The sequence below is a fragment of the Kitasatospora sp. NPDC088742 genome (assembly GCF_055584905.1).
This window is the reverse complement of the sequence record NZ_JBVJLD010000030.1, coordinates 38,426-55,018: the sequence shown is the minus strand read 5'-3', so window position 1 is coordinate 55,018 and position 16,593 is coordinate 38,426. Positions and strand designations below refer to the sequence as shown.

10 protein-coding genes and 1 pseudogene are annotated in these 16,593 nt (G+C 71.7%); 4 read left to right on the top strand and 7 right to left on the bottom strand.

Going from position 1 to position 16,593, the window contains the following annotated elements:
- Positions 1-44: 44 nt before the first annotated feature.
- The 3 genes from ACZ6ZR_RS23090 to istA form a co-directional block, all read right to left on the bottom strand.
- Positions 45-992, bottom strand: coding sequence for a hypothetical protein (locus tag ACZ6ZR_RS23090; protein WP_465645131.1), 948 nt, complete (start codon positions 990-992; stop codon positions 45-47).
- Positions 993-1,176: 184 nt separating this feature from the next.
- Entirely contained in the window at positions 1,177-1,974 is a 798-nt protein-coding gene (istB, locus tag ACZ6ZR_RS23085; RefSeq protein WP_465645129.1) for an IS21-like element helper ATPase IstB, read from the bottom strand.
- The gene (istA, locus tag ACZ6ZR_RS23080; RefSeq protein WP_465645127.1) at positions 1,971-3,629 is read right to left on the bottom strand and encodes an IS21 family transposase; all 1,659 of its coding nucleotides are present in this window, start codon (positions 3,627-3,629) and stop codon (positions 1,971-1,973) included. Before istA ends, istB begins: the two co-directional genes overlap by 4 nt.
- A gap of 94 nt (positions 3,630-3,723) precedes the next feature.
- Here istA and ACZ6ZR_RS23075 point away from each other — a divergent pair, with 94 nt between their 5' ends.
- Positions 3,724-6,009 carry an ATP-binding domain-containing protein gene (locus tag ACZ6ZR_RS23075; RefSeq protein WP_465645125.1) on the top strand — a complete coding sequence of 762 codons (2,286 nt, stop codon included), beginning with the start codon at positions 3,724-3,726 and terminating at the stop codon, positions 6,007-6,009.
- Positions 6,010-6,079: 70 nt separating this feature from the next.
- On the opposite strand, the gene ACZ6ZR_RS23070 is transcribed toward ACZ6ZR_RS23075, so the two are convergent.
- The 3 genes and pseudogenes from ACZ6ZR_RS23070 to ssd form a co-directional block, all read right to left on the bottom strand.
- The gene (locus ACZ6ZR_RS23070) at positions 6,080-7,285 is read right to left on the bottom strand and encodes a TniQ family protein (RefSeq protein WP_465645123.1); all 1,206 of its coding nucleotides are present in this window, start codon (positions 7,283-7,285) and stop codon (positions 6,080-6,082) included.
- A 188-nt stretch (positions 7,286-7,473) separates the two neighbouring features.
- A pseudogene (locus ACZ6ZR_RS23065) lies at positions 7,474-8,319 on the bottom strand (TadA family conjugal transfer-associated ATPase); the annotation flags it as partial.
- A 221-nt stretch (positions 8,320-8,540) separates the two neighbouring features.
- Positions 8,541-9,641 carry a septum site-determining protein Ssd gene (gene ssd / locus ACZ6ZR_RS23060; RefSeq protein ID WP_465645121.1) on the bottom strand — a complete coding sequence of 367 codons (1,101 nt, stop codon included), beginning with the start codon at positions 9,639-9,641 and terminating at the stop codon, positions 8,541-8,543.
- A gap of 677 nt (positions 9,642-10,318) precedes the next feature.
- Here ssd and ACZ6ZR_RS23055 point away from each other — a divergent pair.
- On the top strand, positions 10,319-11,155 hold the full coding sequence (locus ACZ6ZR_RS23055; protein ID WP_465645211.1) for an HAD family hydrolase: 837 nt from the start codon (positions 10,319-10,321) through the stop codon (positions 11,153-11,155).
- A 397-nt stretch (positions 11,156-11,552) separates the two neighbouring features.
- On the opposite strand, the gene ACZ6ZR_RS23050 is transcribed toward ACZ6ZR_RS23055, so the two are convergent.
- Complete coding sequence (locus ACZ6ZR_RS23050; RefSeq protein ID WP_465645119.1) at positions 11,553-12,449, bottom strand: Fic family protein; 897 nt, start codon at positions 12,447-12,449, stop codon at positions 11,553-11,555.
- A 221-nt stretch (positions 12,450-12,670) separates the two neighbouring features.
- Here ACZ6ZR_RS23050 and ACZ6ZR_RS23045 point away from each other — a divergent pair, with 221 nt between their 5' ends.
- Both ACZ6ZR_RS23045 and ACZ6ZR_RS23040 read left to right on the top strand, forming a co-directional pair.
- Positions 12,671-13,666, top strand: a complete 996-nt coding sequence (locus ACZ6ZR_RS23045) for an ATP-binding protein (RefSeq protein ID WP_465645117.1) — start codon at positions 12,671-12,673, stop codon at positions 13,664-13,666.
- A gap of 342 nt (positions 13,667-14,008) precedes the next feature.
- Positions 14,009-16,405 (top strand): SulP family inorganic anion transporter, encoded by a 2,397-nt coding sequence (locus ACZ6ZR_RS23040; protein ID WP_465645115.1) that lies wholly within the window; start codon positions 14,009-14,011, stop codon positions 16,403-16,405.
- Positions 16,406-16,593 lie beyond the last annotated feature (188 nt).

Here is a 16,593-nt window from a genome sequence, read left to right as displayed (position 1 = left end):
GGTGGCCGGCCCGGCCCGGGTCGGTGATGCGTGGGCGGGCGGTGTCAGAGGAGCCAGCTGATCCTGACGTAGCCGTCGCCGCCGTTCTCGCCGGTGCCACCGATGCCGCCGTGGCCGTCGTCAAGGCCGGTGCCGCCGGTGCCGCCGTGGCCGCCGTTGTTGCCGAGGGGGTTCTGGTGGCCGGGGCCACCGGCGCCGTCGTCGCCCTTCACCCCGTCGCGGGACGTGCTCAGGGTACATCCGCTGCTGAGGGCGTTACTGATCTCGCTTGAGCCGCCTTCGCCGCCCCGGGAGTCGGTGATGACCTTGTCCTGAGCGCTGAGGCCGACTACGCCGCCGCCTCCTCCGCCGCCTCCGGTGACGGTCAGGTCCAGGCCGTTGGTGTCGTTCTGCAGGGTGGTGTAGCCACCGCCGCCGCCTCCGCCGCCCCCGGTCTGAGGTGCGAAGGTCAGGGCCCTGATCCCGACGCCGCCTGCATTGCCGCTGAAGCCGCCGAGGCCACCGATGCTCTCGTAGGGGTAGGCGGCGCCGCCTGAAGTAGTCTCGCCGTTGCCGTTGCCGCCGTTGCCGTTGCCGACCTCGCCAGGGGACGGCTCGGTGAGGAAGGGGTTGTTGAAGCCGCCGGAGCCACCGGCGTGGCCCACGGTGCCGTACTGGCCGCCCTGGCCGCCACCGCCCACCGTGCCCTGGAGGACCGTTCCCCTCAGGAGGAGCTTGGTGCACGTGAGGTAGCCGGAGCTGCCGCCGCCGGCACCGTTGCCTCCGCCGCCTCCGCCGCCTCCGACCAGGGTGATGGTGGCCAGCAGCTTTCTGGGGATCGTGCACTCGAAGTCGCCCACGGTGGTGATGAAGGCGCCGTTGGTGCAGGCGGGGACGTCGTCGTCGGCGTGGGCGCTGCCGGCCAGGGGCAGGGCCAGCAGGGAGCTGGTGGCCAGGGCCAGGGTGCTGGCCAGGGCGAGACTGCGGCGGGTGCGCAGGGGAGCTGCACGCATGCCGGGAACCTCCAGAGGGAGAACCGATGATGAGTGGGACCGGCCCGGATGCGGGTCCGGCCCTTCACGGCGTGACGCGTGGCGTCCAGCTCACCATGGCACCCCATCCCGAACACTGCCAGTGCACGAACCATCATCAAGAGTGATGCCCTTGCGGCGGCCCCTGACCCCTCGGGCCAGCCTGTCAGCCGGCGGCGGCCTGCTGTTCGGCGCGGGCCCGGGTGGCGGCGAGGCGGTAGGAGTCGGTGCCGGTCTCGATGATGTTGCCGCCGAAGGTCAGCCGGTCGACGATGGCCGCACACAGCCTTGGATCCGTGAACGTCTTCGTCCATCCGCCGAACGATTCGTTGGAGGCGATCGCCACGGAGTTCTTCTCCTCACGCTCCGTCAACACCTGGAACAGCAGCTCCGCACCCCGGCGATCAAGCTCCATATAGCCGAGTTCATCAATACAGAGAAGGTCGACGCGGCCGTAGCGGGCGATGGTCTTGGCCAGCAGCTTCTCGTCGGCGGCCTCCACCAGCTCGTTGACGAGCTTGGTCGCCAGCACGTACTTGACCCGGTACTCGTGCATCGCGGCCTCGGTGCCGAGCGCGATCAGCAGGTGCGACTTGCCGGTCCCGGAGTCGCCGATCAGGCACAGCGGCAGCCCCTTCTTCACCCAGTCGCAGGTGGCCAGGGTGTGGATGGCGGCCGGGTCGACGGCCGGGTTGGCGTCGAAGTCGAACGCCCGCAGCGACTTGTCGCGCGGGAAGCCGGCCGCCTTGATCCGGCGCTCGGAGCGGCGCCGGGCCCGGTCGTCGCACTCGGACATCAGCAGCTCGGCCAGGAACCCGCGGTAGGTCATCTGGTCCTGGGCGGCGCTCTGGGCGACCTCGGGGTAGCGGGTGCGGATGGTCGGCAGCCGGAGCATCCGGCACGCCTGGTCGACGGCCGCATCCGCGGCCTGCTCGGTCAGTGCGCGGTTGCGCTTGGCGGTCATGGTGCCTCTTCCTGACGGACGGCGATCTGGCCCACCTGCCTGCGGATGCGCAGCAGCTGGTCGTAGGCGGCCACCGAGGGCAGCGGCCGAGGGTCGGGCGGCAGCGCCGCGAGCCGGCGCTCCGTCAGCGACGTCACCGTCGCCCCGGCGGAAGGCACCGTGTGCGGGGCGCGCACCGGAGCGGGGGCGGGTTCGGCGCTGTCGGCCTCGGCGGCTCTGCGGGCTTCCAGCGCGACCGCGTCGGCGGTCATCGCGCCGGCCCGCAGGGCGGTCGCGAGCCCGGTGACCACGTGGTCGTGGGGCATGTGACGGTGCAGCAGCAGCACCGAGATCAGCGCGCGGGTGCCCTCCGCGTCGCCGTGGGCCCGGCAGGCCGCCTGCCACCACGCGTCGTGGACGGGGGTGAACTTGCCCGCCGAGCGGGCCTGGTCCAGGGCGGTCGCCCCGGGCAGCGCACCGGGCTTGCGGACCAGCGCCTCCAGGTAGTGGTCCAGCTCCAGGCGGCAGGCGCCCTTGGCGATCAGGCGCTCGTGCCGGGCCACCTCGCGCTGCCCGTCGTAGACCACCAGCTCCGAGGCGTGCAGCACGATCCGCACCATCTGCCCGATCAGCCGTACCGGCACCGAGTACCGGTTGGTGCGCGCGCTGACCTGCCCGTAGCGGTCCACCCGCACCGAGGACACGTACCCGGTCTCGAACACCTCCACGGGCAGCGGCGCCAGCAGCGGCCGCTCCGCCTCGAAGTACTCCCCGACCGTCCGGGGACGCAGCCGGATCCGGCGCCCGTCGTCCTGGGCGTCCCACCGGTCCACCATCGCGTTGAGCTCCGCCAGCGTCTGGACCTGCGGGACCGGGACCAGATGGTTCCTGCGGAACCAGCCGATCTGCCCCTCCACCCCGCCCTTCTCATGGGCGCCGCCGATACCAGGCTGGCAGTAGAAACTGGTGATCGAGTAGTGCGAGCGGAACGCGGTCCACCGCTCTGACTCCACCCGGCGCCGGGTCAGTCCCAGGACCTGGGCGACCGCAGCCCGCAGGTTGTCGTACCGGATCTTGCCGCGCGGGACGCCCCCCAGCGCGTTCAACGCGTGGACATGGCCCTCCAGGAACGCCTCCTGCCCGCAGGACGCGAAGACCCGGTGCACGGCCCGGCCCGAGAACGACAGCCGCAGCGAGAACAGGTAGCACTTCGTCGGCACGCCGGCCAGGTTCACCCACACGTCCCCGAAGTCCACCTCCGCCTCGTCACCGGGCCGGTGGGTCTGCGGGATGAACGAGACCGGAGGGCCGCGGCCCTCCTCCACCCGGATCTCACGGCGCCGGCCGAAGACGTAGTCCCGGACCATCGCGTAGGTCACCTCCTCGGCGCCGTGCTCGTCCAGCAGCCGGTGGAACACCCGGGTGACGGTGTGCCGCTGCTTGCGCGGCGCGTCCAGGTCCACCCGCAGCATGTCGTCGATGATCAGCTTGTACGGGTCCAGACGCGACCTGCGCGGCGCCGACTGCTTGCGCGGGGCGGGCAACGCCGACTCCAACGCCGCCGCGACAGTGCGCCGGCCCACCGAGTACTTCAACGCCAGCGCGCGACCGGACAGCCCCTCGTCACGCGCGTCCCTGCGGATCGCGGCGTACAACTCGACCTTCGAGCTGGGCACTTACGCCCCCTCGCTCCCGGCAGCACGGCCATCCTCGCATTACCACCCCTCCGGTGGAGTCAGAACTCGGCGATACGAACTCCACTCACATCAGGTGGAGTCAGAACTGACCTTCCGACTGGTCTCACTTCTCACCTATAGAGCCAACGCCCGCAAGCGCTTCGGCCGCAATGTGGAGTGCCGCACCTCGCACTCGCTGGCGTTCGAGGCCGTGGGCAGGAACTACGGGCCGCGGCTGGAAGCCTCCGCGCGGATCCCGGCGAAGCAGACCGCCCGGCTGCTCGGCATCACGAGCGACCTGATGGTGAACGGCACGAAGATCAAGGTCAACCACCAGGCACGACTGGTGATGGGCATGCTCCGGCGGTTCTGCTACACCGTCGACCGGCAGGTGATGGCCCGGCACATGGAGCGACTGAACGGCCTGAGCCTGCAGGGGCAGGACTATCTCGCCCGGATTCTGCTGCCGTACGCGGAGAAGGCGTGGGAGGACGTCCAGTCCCTCGACGGCAGACTGCGGTTCGAGCACGACTTCTACATGAAGATGTGGGCGATGAGCGAGCCGGTGCTGCCCGCCGACTTCGTTCTGCTGGACGAGGCCCAGGACACCAATCCGGTGCTGGAGGAGGTTTTCCTCAACCAGCCCGCCCAGCGGATCTGCGTCGGCGACCCCGCTCAGCAGATCTACGCCTGGCGGTCGGCGAAGGACGTGATGACCGGCTTCCCCGCCGCCCACCTCCACCTGACGCAGTCGTTCCGCTTCGGCCCGAGGATCGCCGAGCAGGCCAACCGCTGGCTGCGGCACGCGGCCTCCGACATGCGCCTGACCGGCTCCGGACCGGCCGACTCGCGCATCGGGCCGCTGAGTGAGCCGGACGCGGTGCTGTGCCGGGGCAACGCGGACGCGATGCAGGAGGTCATGGCCTACCTGGAGCGCGGAGTCCCCGTGGCGCTGGCCGGCGGCGGCAGCGCGCTGGATCGGATCGCGAACGCGGCCCTGGAACTCCAGGCCGGACGGCGCACCAGCCACCCGGAGCTGTTCCTGTTCAACTCCTGGGAGGAGGTGCAGGAGTACGTCGAGCAGGACAAGGCCGGACAGGACCTGAAGGCGATCGTCCAACTGGTCGACGACCACGGCCCTGAAGTGATCCTCAAGGCGGTGGGGCAGTTGAGCCCGGAGGGCGATGCCAGGGTCACCGTCTCCACCGTGCACAAGGCCAAGGGCCGCGAGTGGAACACCGTGCGCATCGGCGACGGATTCGCCGCCCCGCCGGTGACGGAGGAAGGCCGGCAGCTGCCCATGCGGCAGGACGAGGCGCGGTTGATCTACGTCGCCGTCACCCGCGCGCGCCACCAGCTCGATGTCCGCGGGATCTCCTGGGCGGGCGGCTATGAGAAGGCTCTCTCGCACGAGGAGAAGAACGGCACAATCGGCGGTGTGCCGATGATCGACCTGAGTCTGACCGGCCAGCTTCGCTACTCGACCTCACCGATGTCCCGGTTCATGGCCGAACACCTGCCCGGCAGCGGCGCGGTGGTGGTCGACTACCAGCGGCGCATCGCCGCCCTGCCCTACCCGGTGCAGCCCATCGACGTGCAGCACCCCGACTGGTCCGCGCTCGGGCACGCCATCGACTACCGGCTGCGGCTGTTCCTTGGCCGCCCGCTGGGTGCGGCCGTCACTCTCGGCATCCACGCTGCCGGCTCCAACCAGCCGCTATCTGGGGCGCCCGCCTCCAGTGCCCGCGCGGCCCTGCACGCTGCCGGGCAGGAACTGCTGGCCGGGGTGGACGCCTACCTCGCCCAGCCGGGCCTGCTGGGCGAGGACGAGCTGAGCTGGCTGTGCTTCGTCGCCGCGCACTTCGAAGACGTCTTCCGCAGCGGCCAGTTCCGCCGGAACAACCCCCTGCTGGGTGCCACCGGAGCCACGACGCTCGGCCAGTTGTGCGCCGGCGTTCCGGCGTATGTGGCCGAGGACCTTCACCGGCAGATGGACCTGGCCCAGGGCCCGTTCGCGGACTTCCGGGCGCTTCCGCCCGAGGCTCGAGTCTGCGGCCCGAGCTTCGCCGGCAGCGCGGACATCGGGGGCGCCGACGCCGACTTCATCCTGGGTGGACTGCTACTCGACTGCAAGGCCACCACTCGCCCGCAGCGGCTCGGCCGGGACGAGATCTACCAGCTCGCCGGCTACCTCCTGCTCGACTACGACGACCGCTACCAGATCGACCGGGTTGGCCTGTATCTCTCCCGTCAGGGCCACCTGGTCACCTGGGGCGTGGACGAGTTCCTCGCACGCCTGGGCGCCGGCGCCAAGCTGCCTCGACTGAGAGAGCGGCTGCGGCAGCACCTGCGGGCCTGCGCTCGCCCCTCACCGGCATGACGGCCAAGGTGGCCGACGCTCCACGGAGCGGGTCGCGGGCCGCCCGCCGAGACGGCGGCTCCTGGCAAGATCACTCAGTTGTGAACGCCGACCATCCGCTCATGTTTCCCTCCGGCCTGTACGCCATGTAGGGCGTACGCGGCACTCTGGCTCCGTCCGGGCTCAGGACGGCCGCGGCCAGCGGGATGTAGCGGTCTCCGACCAGGCTCATGGCAGTCCACTGCGGGTCGTTGTGCAGCCAGTCCGAGATGGCCCTGACCCCCGAGTTGCTGACGACGTCCACCGGCAACACCTTCCGTGCCTCCTCCAGCGGATCGTCAGCGACCAGGATCGGCACGGCCATCCGGAGGCCGGCGGCCATCACCCGCACATCCGGCGAGTAACCGCGCTGTCCACCCCTCATACCCCGCCACATCCTGGCCTCTCTCGCTCGCGCGTGCGCGTCGAAGGCTTCGCGAATCGACGGATCAAGCCCGGTCACGTTTCTCAGGAAGCCGCGTTCGGTGCACAGCAGCAGTACCGCGAAGAGGTCGTCCGGCGTGATCCCCTCAGCAGTGCCCCGCTCGCCGGCGGGCTTGAGCAGCTGCAGAAGCCACGTGTGGGCCTCGGCCAGCGCGACGTCCGAGATCTCCTCCGAAGGAAGTCGCCGCAAAAGCCGTCCACACGTCACATTCGGCCGGTCCATTGGCCGCTGACGGCACATCCAGTCTCGTCCGCTTGCACCGCCGGAAGATCGGACCGGACCGCCGCACTCGCAGGTCTCCAGCAGGAAGCGAAGGTGGCGCGGGCAGATGACGAACCACGGAAGCAACCAGGCCAGCGGCCAGCGCCCGCCGTCCTCGTCGATGCAGCTCGGGCACACCTTGAACCGTGCCTGCGAAACAATGTGACCTTTGCGAATCGCCTTGACTCGGATCTGCTCGTGGAACTCCGTGCCTCTGCTCGGCCGTTCCGGCAGACGAGGTGGCAAGGGACGGGCATCCCGGAACCCGGAGAGGTACGACGCGCAGGTCATACGGCTGATCCGGCCCTCTGAGAGACCCGTGGCTGCCGCGATCCTGCCGCGATCAGACCGGCTGAGGCCCCGTACCGCTGAATGCAGCGCGCCGGTGGGATTGGAGGGGACCCCCGGCCACCCTAGGGCGGCCATCACCGATCCGACGCTCGTCTCGTGCAGCCTCGCCAGTGCCCCGATCCAGCTGTGAAGCGACTCAGCCTCAACTGGTACCGGAACCGCAGGTAGCCGCCGTAGCTGCGACCACGTTCGAACTGCCATGCCACCCTCCCGCCGAACTGGAGTAGATGGTGGCACAAACGATCAAGCAGCCGGGCGGAGGCCCTCCGACGCCATCATCCGCGCCGAACTACAGCTACTTCCCGACAGCAGGCGACTGAACGATTGAACGCGCCACTGAACAGTCACTGAACTATTCACCGCGCTACTGAACGATTGAATGCCGCCCGACAACCGCCCTCGTGGCCGGTGTTGAGCGCGGAGAGCAGATCGACCACCTCCTCGCCCCGGACCTCGCCAACCACCACCCGGTCGGGCCGCATCCGCAAGGCCTGACGGACCAGGTCCTTGAGGGTCAGCTCGCCGAGGCCCTCCTGGTTCGGCGGACGGCTCTGGAGCCGCACCACGTGCGGGTGGTCGGGACGGAGCTCCGCCGAGTCCTCGGCGAGCACGATCCGCTCCTCGGGCCCGACCAGACCGAGCAGGGCGGCGAGGAGGGTGGTCTTCCCGGTGCCCGTCCCGCCGGAGATCAGCAGGGAGAGCCGGGCCCTCAGCACGGCGGTGAGCAGCTCGGCGCCGACCGGGGCCAGCGCTCCACCGGCCACCAACTCGTCCAGGGTGAACGGGCGGGTGCGGCAGATGCGGAGCGAGATGTGGGTGCAGCCGGCCGCGATCGGCGGCAGTACGGCGTGCAACCGGGTGCCGTCCGGCAGGCGGGCGTCGACCCAGGGCCGGGCGTCGTCGAGCCGCCGACCCGTCGCCGTGGCGAGCCGGTGGGCCAGTCGCCGCACCGCCTCGGCGTCGGTGAAGCGGACCTCCGGGACCCGGTGCAGCCCCGCTCCCCGGTCGACCCACACCTCGTCAGGTCCGTTGACCAGCACGTCCGTCACCTCCGGCTCGCGGAGCAGCCCGTCCAGCGGCCCGGCACCGACGAGCTCGGAGCGCAGCACCCTGACCGCGTCCAGGACGTCGTCCCCGCCCAGGGGCGGCCGTGCGGCCCGCAGTGCAGCCGCCACCGACCCGGCGGTGGGCGCGGCACCGGCCTCGGCCAGTCGGATCCTGACCGCGTCGATCAGCGCGGCCGCCCTGTCGTCGGTCGGCCGCCGCGGGGCCGAGGGCCCGCCCGCACCGCTGCGGAGGCCACTGGCGGAAGGCCCGTCTCCGGGGCCCGTGCGCTGACGCCCGATCAACGGCCGCCGCAGCGGGCCGGATCCGAAACCCCGGCCGTCTGCCCCGGGCGTTCGTCCCCGCCCCGAAGCCGCCTCGCCGGGCCACTGCGCATCACTCTGACGATCCGTCACTGTGCTCCTCCTTCGACTGTCTGGACGGGCGGCACGGCCTCGGCCAGGAAACGTGCGCAGAACCGGGCCAGCGGGCCCCGCTCGCGTATGCCAGGCGGGGATCCCCGCTCGACGTCCACCGTCAGGCCCGGCTCGGGCGGCAGCTCTCCCGCCAGCCGCATGCGGAGCCCGCGGGCCACCTCCGCCCCCGTCAGCCCGGCCGGGCCCGGCACCCGGACCACGGCTCGCAGGTCGTCGAGCCTCATCCGGGCGGCGGCCGCGACCCGGTCGGCCGCCGCCATCGCGCGCAGCTCGGCGGGCACCACCAGCAGCCCGGTGTCGGACTGTTCGAGGGCCTGCCCGGCGGCCGGGTCGAGGTGGCGCGGCAGGTCGAGCACCACCAGGCCGCCCCGCCGCCGTGCGGCTGCCAGCACGCTGCGCATGGCCTCCGGAGGAACGGCGAGGGTGTCCCCGCGGTCCCAGGACAGTGCCGTCAGCCGGTGCAGGGCCGGCAGCGCCTTGGCCAGCTCGGTGCCGCTGACCCGGCCCCGGGATCCGGCCAGATCGGGCCAGCGCAGGCCGCTGGCCTCCTCGCCCCCGAGCAGCACGTCCAGCCCACCGCCCAGCGGGTCCGCGTCGATCAGCATGGTGCGGTGCCCCGAGCGGGCGGCCGTGACGGCGAGGGCGCAGGCCAGGGTGGAGGCGCCGGCTCCGCCCCGGCCGCCCAGCACCGCCACGGTGAGGGCCGGGGTGCCGACGCCCTCGGCCGCGTCGGCGATCCGGTCCAGCAGCCAGGCCTGTGCGTCGGGCAGGAAGAGGACGTGCTCGGCGCCGAGTTGGACCGCGCGGACCCAGACGTCGGAGTCGTCGAGGTCCAGCCCCAGCAGCAGCACTCCGGCTCGCCTGGTCAGCCCCGTGCAGCGCTCGGCCACGTCGTCGCCGACCAGGACCAGCGGAGCCTTCTCCCAGAGGCTCCGGGGCGGCGGCGCCGCGGTGAGCAGCTGCGGGTCCGTACCGGCCGCGGCGCAGAGCCTCAGCAGGTGCTCCGTGAGGGCCTCGTCCTCGGTGACGATCAACGGACCCGGCAGGGCGGGCCGTTCGGTGGTGGGCGTCGACATGGCTTCCTCCCCGGCGCGGTGCGGTCGGGCGGAACCCGACCGGACACCACGGTGCGGGTGAACGAACGGTCCGTCAGTTCCCGCCCGATTGCCTGTGGACAACTCGGGGCTGTGGATAACCGGGTTCACTCACACGGGGGGTGATTGCGCAATGAATTGACGCGGACGACGTCACGGAGAAGATCCGGAAGCTTTCGAACAGTGGCAATGGAGGCTGCTTAGCGCCCACGTAACCGGGACTCCGGATCAACACAGAGAGTGACGAAGTCGTATCGGCCGACAGCTTGGGCGGCATGCGCCCCGAAGCCCGGAAGAGGTCCCCCACAACCACCCCCGAGAGCCCGACAGGCCTGCAAAATGGCCCCGGACGTGCGACGACCCCCGCCGGGGGGGAGAGCGGGGGTCGTCTATCCACGGTCCGACTCGGGGGGGAGGAGCCGGACCGGGTTAGCACGGTCGCGAACGATCCGTGACTTCCATGGTGTACCCGAAGGCCCAGAAACACAAACCCGGACGCTCGCGAGTACGCCATATGGCGGGGTGTTTCACCCGGCCATCTATCCTCTGATCCCGTGGACACCACCGAGAACGCCGACACCGCCGACCACGGCGAGAACTCCGCCCCCGCTCCGGCACCGGACGCCGACGCCCGCGCTCCGGAATCCGCCACTCCGGCGGTGCCGGCCCGCCCGTTCGGAGCGACGCGCACGGCCGCGTTCTTCGACCTGGACAAGACGATCATCGCCAAGTCCAGCGCCCTGGCGTTCAGCCGCCCGTTCTACCAGGGCGGTCTGATCAACCGTCGGGCCGTCCTGAAGAGCGCCTACGCGCAGTTCCTGTTCCTGGCCGGCGGCGCCGACCACGACCAGATGGAGCGGATGCGCGAGTACCTCTCGGCCCTCACCAAGGGCTGGAACGTGCAGCAGGTCCGCGAGATCGTGGCCGAGACCCTGCACGGGATGATCGACCCGATCATCTACGACGAGGCCGCCTCGCTGATCGAGCAGCACCACCAGGCCGGCCGTGACGTGGTGATCGTCAGCAGCTCCGGCTCCGAGGTCGTCGAGCCGATCGGCCAACTCCTGGGCGCCGACCACGTGATCGCGACCAGGCTGCAGGTCGAGGACGGCCGCTACACCGGCGAGATCGAGTACTACGCCTACGCCGAGACCAAGGCCGAGGCGATCCGCGAGCTGGCCGGCCGCGAAGGCTACGACCTGGCCAACTCCTACGCGTACAGCGACTCTTCGACCGACCTGCCGCTGCTGGAGGCGGTCGGCCACCCCTCGGCCGTCAACCCGGACCGGGCCCTGCGCAAGGAGGCCGCGGCCCGCGACTGGCCGGTGCTCCGCTTCGAACGGCCGGTCGAACTCCGCCGCCGCCTGCCGGAGTTCGGTGCCCCGAGCCGGCCGGCGCTGCTCGCGGTCGCACTCGGCACCGCGGCCGTGACCGCCGGACTGCTCTGGTACGCGGCCAAGCGCCGTCGCCCGGGCGGTGGGCACCCGGTGGCCTGAGCCGATCCGGACAGTCAGCCAAAACGGACAAAGGGTAAAGAAGCCCTTGTTTCGGGTTCCCCTTTGCCCGGAATCGCGGTAGAAATGACTTACGGCCCGCGAGACCCGGTCAGGACCTCCAGAAGGTCAAACCGACAACGCACATCAAGGCCCCACGGACCGCGTACAGATAACTGAGCACCCACATGCAGCCGACCCGCTGTCGGGCCGCCGCACCAGGTGAACGGGCATGAGATCCCCACCTGATGGGCACTAAACGGTGCATGCTTTGGTCACCCGGTACCTGTACCAGCGGCGGCGCCCGGTTCCATCAGGCGCCGCCGCAACTACGTTCTCCGCCAGGTCGGATGAGATTCCGTCAGACCGGCACCGGCCCGCCGAGCCGCCGTCGGCCCGGTCAGACCATCCCGCGCTGCATGGCCTCGCAGACCGCCGTGCTCTCCCGGACGCCCAGCTGTACCGCCCGCCCGCAGTGGGTGATCCAGGCCGCCATTCCTTCCGCGGTGCCGCTCGAGTAGCCCAGCAGCGCCTCCTGGTACGCCGCCGTGCCCAGCTCCGCCAGGCCGACCTCGGCCGGACAGATCGCCTTCGGGTCCAGGCCTTCGGCGATCAGCACGATGCGCTGGGCCGCGCGCGCCACGACGCCGTTGTGCGAGGCGAAGGGCCGCAGGGCGAGCAGCTCGCCGTGGACCACGGAGGCCACCACCAGGGCCGGCGCACCCGACCCCGGGGTGCGGTCGGCGCGGGCCACCAGCAACTGCGCCAGCTGGTCCAGCCGGGCGGCCGCCTCGGCGGCGGGGGGCGCGGGCGGCACCTGGCCGGCGAACGGCTCGCCGCCCACCGCAGACCCCTCGACCGCCTTGAGCTCGACCGGGAAGAGCGCCTCGGCCGACTCGCCCTCGCGGCGCGGACGGCCGGCCTGGTCGGCCGGGGTGCCCTCGCCGACCGCGAGCAGGTGCAGCCGGGCCAGCACTTGGAGCGGCGAGTGCCGCCAGACGCTGAGCAGCTGCCCGACCTCGGCGGAGACCCGCAGGGCACCGCCGACCACCCGGGCCTGCTCGTCGGCGCCGAAGTCGGTCCGGCGGCGCACCTCCTCCAGCGGCCAGTCCGCCCCGTCCAGCGCGGCAGAGGCCCGGGCGCCGCGCAGGGCCGACTCCGAGGTCACCTCGGCGGCCCTGCGGCGCATCACCCGGTGCCCGTAAAGCCGGTCCGCGGCCTTGCGCACCTCCGCGACGGCCTCGGGGACTCCGGGGAGGACGGCCAGCGGGGCGAGGGGATCAGTTCCAGTGGTCACCTACCCGAGGGTAATGAACCCACCCCCCAGGACTCCACAGCAACCCCGGCATCACCCGTTCGAGGCAATCCGTACGACCAGCCCTCCCCTGTCCCCGCCGCCTCGCTAGCATGGCGCTATCGGTGACGATAACGGTTACCAAGAACGGCGGATCCCGAGAATCCGCCCCGAGCCTGTCCGAGAGCCAGACCGAGAGTCAGCCCGAGAGCCGGAGCCTCAAGATGAAGATCGCCTTCGTGGGCAAGGGCGGCAGCGGCAAGACCACGCTGTCCGCGCTGTTCATCCGCCACCTCGCCGCGGCGGGACGCCCGGTGATCGCGGTCGACGCCGACATCAACCAACATCTGGGCCCGGCACTCGGCCTGACGGACGACCAGGCCGCCGCGCTCCCCTCGCTCGGCGCGCACCTGCCGGAGATCAAGGAGTACCTGCGCGGGGAGAACCCGCTGATCCGCTCCGCCGAGGAGATGATCAAGACCACCCCGCCCGGCCGGGGCTCGCGCCTGCTGCGGATCGTCGAGGAGAACCCGGTCTACGCCGCCTGCGCGCGGCCGGTGGCCCTCGACGAGGGCTCGGTGCGCCTGCTGGCGACGGGCGGGTTCACCGAGGACGACCTCGGTGTGGCCTGCTACCACTCCAAGGTCGGCGCGGTCGAGCTCCTGCTGAACCACTTGCAGGACGGCCGGGAGGAGTACGTGGTGACCGACATGACCGCCGGGTCCGACTCCTTCGCCTCCGGCCTGTTCACCCGCTTCGACCTGACCTTCCTGGTCGCCGAGCCGACCCGGAAGGGCGTCTCCGTCTACCGCCAGTACAAGGAGTACGCGCGGGACTTCGGGGTGGCGCTCCGGGTGGTGGGCAACAAGGTGCAGGGCCCGGAGGACCTGGCCTTCCTGCGCCGCGAGGCCGGCGACGACCTGCTGGCCTGCTTCGGCCAGTCGGACTGGGTGCGCCGGCTCGAACAGGGCGCCGAGCCCGCACTGCGCGAGCTGGAGCCCGCCAACCGCGCCGTGCTGGAACTGCTCCACGAGCAGGCCGACGTGGCTTTCGGCACCCGTGACCCGCAGCGGTACACCGAGCAGGCCGTCCACTTCCACCTGCGGAACGCGGAGAGCTGGGGCAACGCCAAGACCGGCATCGACCTGGCCACCCAGGTGGACCGCGGCTTCCTGCTCGGGCCCTCGCAGGCCGATCGACTGGACGCCGCGAGCGTCTGACGCCACGTCAGAGCTACTGCCGGAAGAAGAGGGTGGCCCCGCGCGGGGGCCGCCCTCTTCGGCTTCGACGCCGAGAACGGGCCCGCGGCCGTGGTGGCGCGAACCCTCCCATATTCCCGAGTGGTTCGACTACTCCCCATTCGAGTGAATCCAACGCTCTGCCCTACCGCTGGATTTTACGCTGTGCGAAGCTCTCATTACTCTCGGTTTACCGAGTCTTGATTGTTCAAGGGTGGACACCACCATCCCCGCCACACCGTCGCGACCCACGACAGCCGATCCGATCCCCCGAGTACCACTCCGGACCTGACTGCGTTCGTTCCCCCGGAAAGACGGGCAACCATGACCCTCGACATCTCCTCCGCACCCATCGCCTCCGACACCACCGACCACGCGCCGCCCCTGGCCCCGGCCCCCGCCCCGCACGCCTCCCTCCTGCGGGACCTCCCGGCCTCCGTGGTGGTCTTCCTGATCGCCGTCCCCTTCTCCCTGGGCATCGCGCTGGCCACCGGCGCTCCGCTGACCTCTGGCCTGGTGGCCGCAGCCGTCGGCGGCCTGGTGGCCGGCACACTCGGCGGCGTCCCGCTCCAGGTGACCGGTCCCTCCGCCGCGCTGACCGTGGTCGTGGCCGGGCTGATCACCCAGTTCGGCTGGCAGCTCACCTGCGCGGTCGTGGTCGCCGCTGGCCTGTTCCAGTTGCTGCTCGGTTCCCTCAAGGTGGCCCGCGCGGCGCTCGCCGTCTCCCCCGCGATCGTGCACGGCATGCTCGCCGGAGTCGGCCTGACCATCGCCATCGCCCAACTCCACGTCGTGCTGGGCGGATCCCCGCAGAGCGCCGCCCTGGCCAACCTGATCGCGCTCCCCGGTCAGCTCTCCGCCGCCCATCTGCCCGCCCTCGCGGTCGGCACCCTGGCGACCGTCCTGCTCTTCGGCTGGCCTCGGCTGGGCAGCCTCCCCGGCCGGGCCGGGCGGATCGGCGCCAAGGCCACCAGGATCCCCGCGGCACTGGTCGCGGTGGGCGCCGCCACCGCAACCAGTGCGGCCCTCGGCCTGACGCTGGCCAAGGTCGAGCTCCCCACCTGGGAGCAGCACGGCATCGCGGCCCTCCCCTCCCTCTCGCTGCTGGAGCAGCAGTGGCCGACGCTGCTCGCCGCCGCCCTCACCATGACGGTCGTGGCCGGGGTGGAGTCCCTGCTCTCCGCCGTCGCGGTCGGCCGGATGGCTCCCGGCCCGATCGACCTCGACCGCGAGCTGCGCGGCCAGGGCATCGCCAACGTGGTCTCCGGCCTGCTCGGCGGGCTCCCGGTGGCCGGCGGCGCGGTCCGCTCCACCGCCAACATCCGCGCCGGGGCGACCAGTCGATGGTCGTCCGTGCTGCACGGCGTCTGGGTCCTGCTCGCCGCGCTGACCCTGGCCACCGGCTTCCGGCACATCCCGCTGGCGGCACTGGCCGCGCTGGTCCTGGTGGTCGGCCTCCAGATGGTCAGCTTCGCGCACATCCGGCGGGTGCACCGGCACCGGGAGTTCCCGGTCTACCTGGTCACCGTGCTCGGCGTGGTGGTGATCGGCGTGCCGCTGGGCGTGCTGATCGGATGCGCCGTGGCGGGCGTGCTCGCCCTGCACCGGCTGACCAGGGCGCACGTGGACGTGCTGACCGAGCCCGACGGCTCCTACACCATCCGCACCCACGGCCCGCTGACCTTCGCCGTGGTGCCCCGGCTCAGCCGGACGCTGGCCCAGATCCCGCCCGGCGTCGCCGTGACGGTCCGCCACGACGGCTCCTTCCTCGACCACGCCGCCTACGAGGAGATGCACACCTGGCGGGCCGGCCACCAGGCCGGCGGCGGCCGGGTCTCGATGCTGACGGAGCCTCACGAGGACGACGTGCTCGACCCCGACGGCACCGTGCGCTCGGGCAGTTCCCCCGGCCCGCACCGCTGCCGTGCCTGGACCCCGTGGGTCGGCCACCACTGCATCGAGCAGGCCGAGGACGATCCGCACGGGCGCCTGATCGAGGGCGTGCGCGGTTTCCAGCAGCACACCGCCCCGCTGGTCCGCCCCGAGCTGGCCCGGCTGGCCCGGGAGGGTCAGACGCCCTCGCAGCTCTTCCTCACCTGCGCGGACTCCCGGCTGGTCACCAGCATGATCACCAGCAGCGGCCCGGGCGACCTCTTCACCGTGCGGAACGTGGGGAACCTGGTGCCCGCCCCCTACGAGCCCGGCGCCGCCGACGACTCGGTCGCCGCCGCCGTGCAGTACGCGGTCGAGGTGCTGGAGGTCCGCTCCATCACCATCTGCGGGCACTCGGGCTGCGGGGCGATGAAGGCCCTGCTGGACGGCGTGCACGAGCAGTCCGGCCCGCCCACCCCGCTCACCCGCTGGCTGCGGAACGGCCGGGGATCGCTCGCCCGGCTGCGCCGGGTACCGGCCGAGTTCGCCCACCGGCCGGTGGGCGACGAGGCGGAGCAGCTCTGCATCACCAACGTGGTGCAGCAGTTGGACCAGTTGCTCGCCCACCCGTCGGTGGAACGGAGGGTGGCCGAGGGCAGTCTCCGCCTGGTCGGGATGTACTTCGACTTCGCCGACGCCCAGGCGTACGTGCTCGACCCCGAGACCGGCCGCTTCGCCCCGGTCTCCGATCGAAAGCCGGGGACTGACGACCCGTCGGACACCCGGCCGCGGGTGGTCGTCGAGCACCCCTCCCCCGAGGACCTGGCCGACAGGTCACTCGCGGCCTGAGCGCTCGCGCTCTCCTCCCCGCACCGTCCCGGCCTCACCGACACCGGGCCTCCCTCACCGGCCACCTCGGTCGCGAGCCCCGGCCGCGAGCCCCCTTCCGTCCGTCACCATCCAGCCCTCGCCCCGGCGCACCCCCTGGCACGACCCGGGGCGAGGGAAACACGGCAGGAGTCCGGGAGGGCCCGGCG

Coding starts and splice junctions, on each gene's coding strand:
- ACZ6ZR_RS23090 (WP_465645131.1), bottom strand. CDS start 992: ATGCGTGCAGCTCCCCTGCGCACCCGCCGCAGTCTCGCCCTGGCCAGC.
- istB (WP_465645129.1), bottom strand. CDS start 1,974: ATGACCGCCAAGCGCAACCGCGCACTGACCGAGCAGGCCGCGGATGCG.
- ACZ6ZR_RS23070 (WP_465645123.1), bottom strand. CDS start 7,285: ATGGCAGTTCGAACGTGGTCGCAGCTACGGCGGCTACCTGCGGTTCCG.
- ssd (WP_465645121.1), bottom strand. CDS start 9,641: ATGTCGACGCCCACCACCGAACGGCCCGCCCTGCCGGGTCCGTTGATC.
- ACZ6ZR_RS23045 (WP_465645117.1), top strand. CDS start 12,671: ATGAAGATCGCCTTCGTGGGCAAGGGCGGCAGCGGCAAGACCACGCTG.
- ACZ6ZR_RS23040 (WP_465645115.1), top strand. CDS start 14,009: ATGACCCTCGACATCTCCTCCGCACCCATCGCCTCCGACACCACCGAC.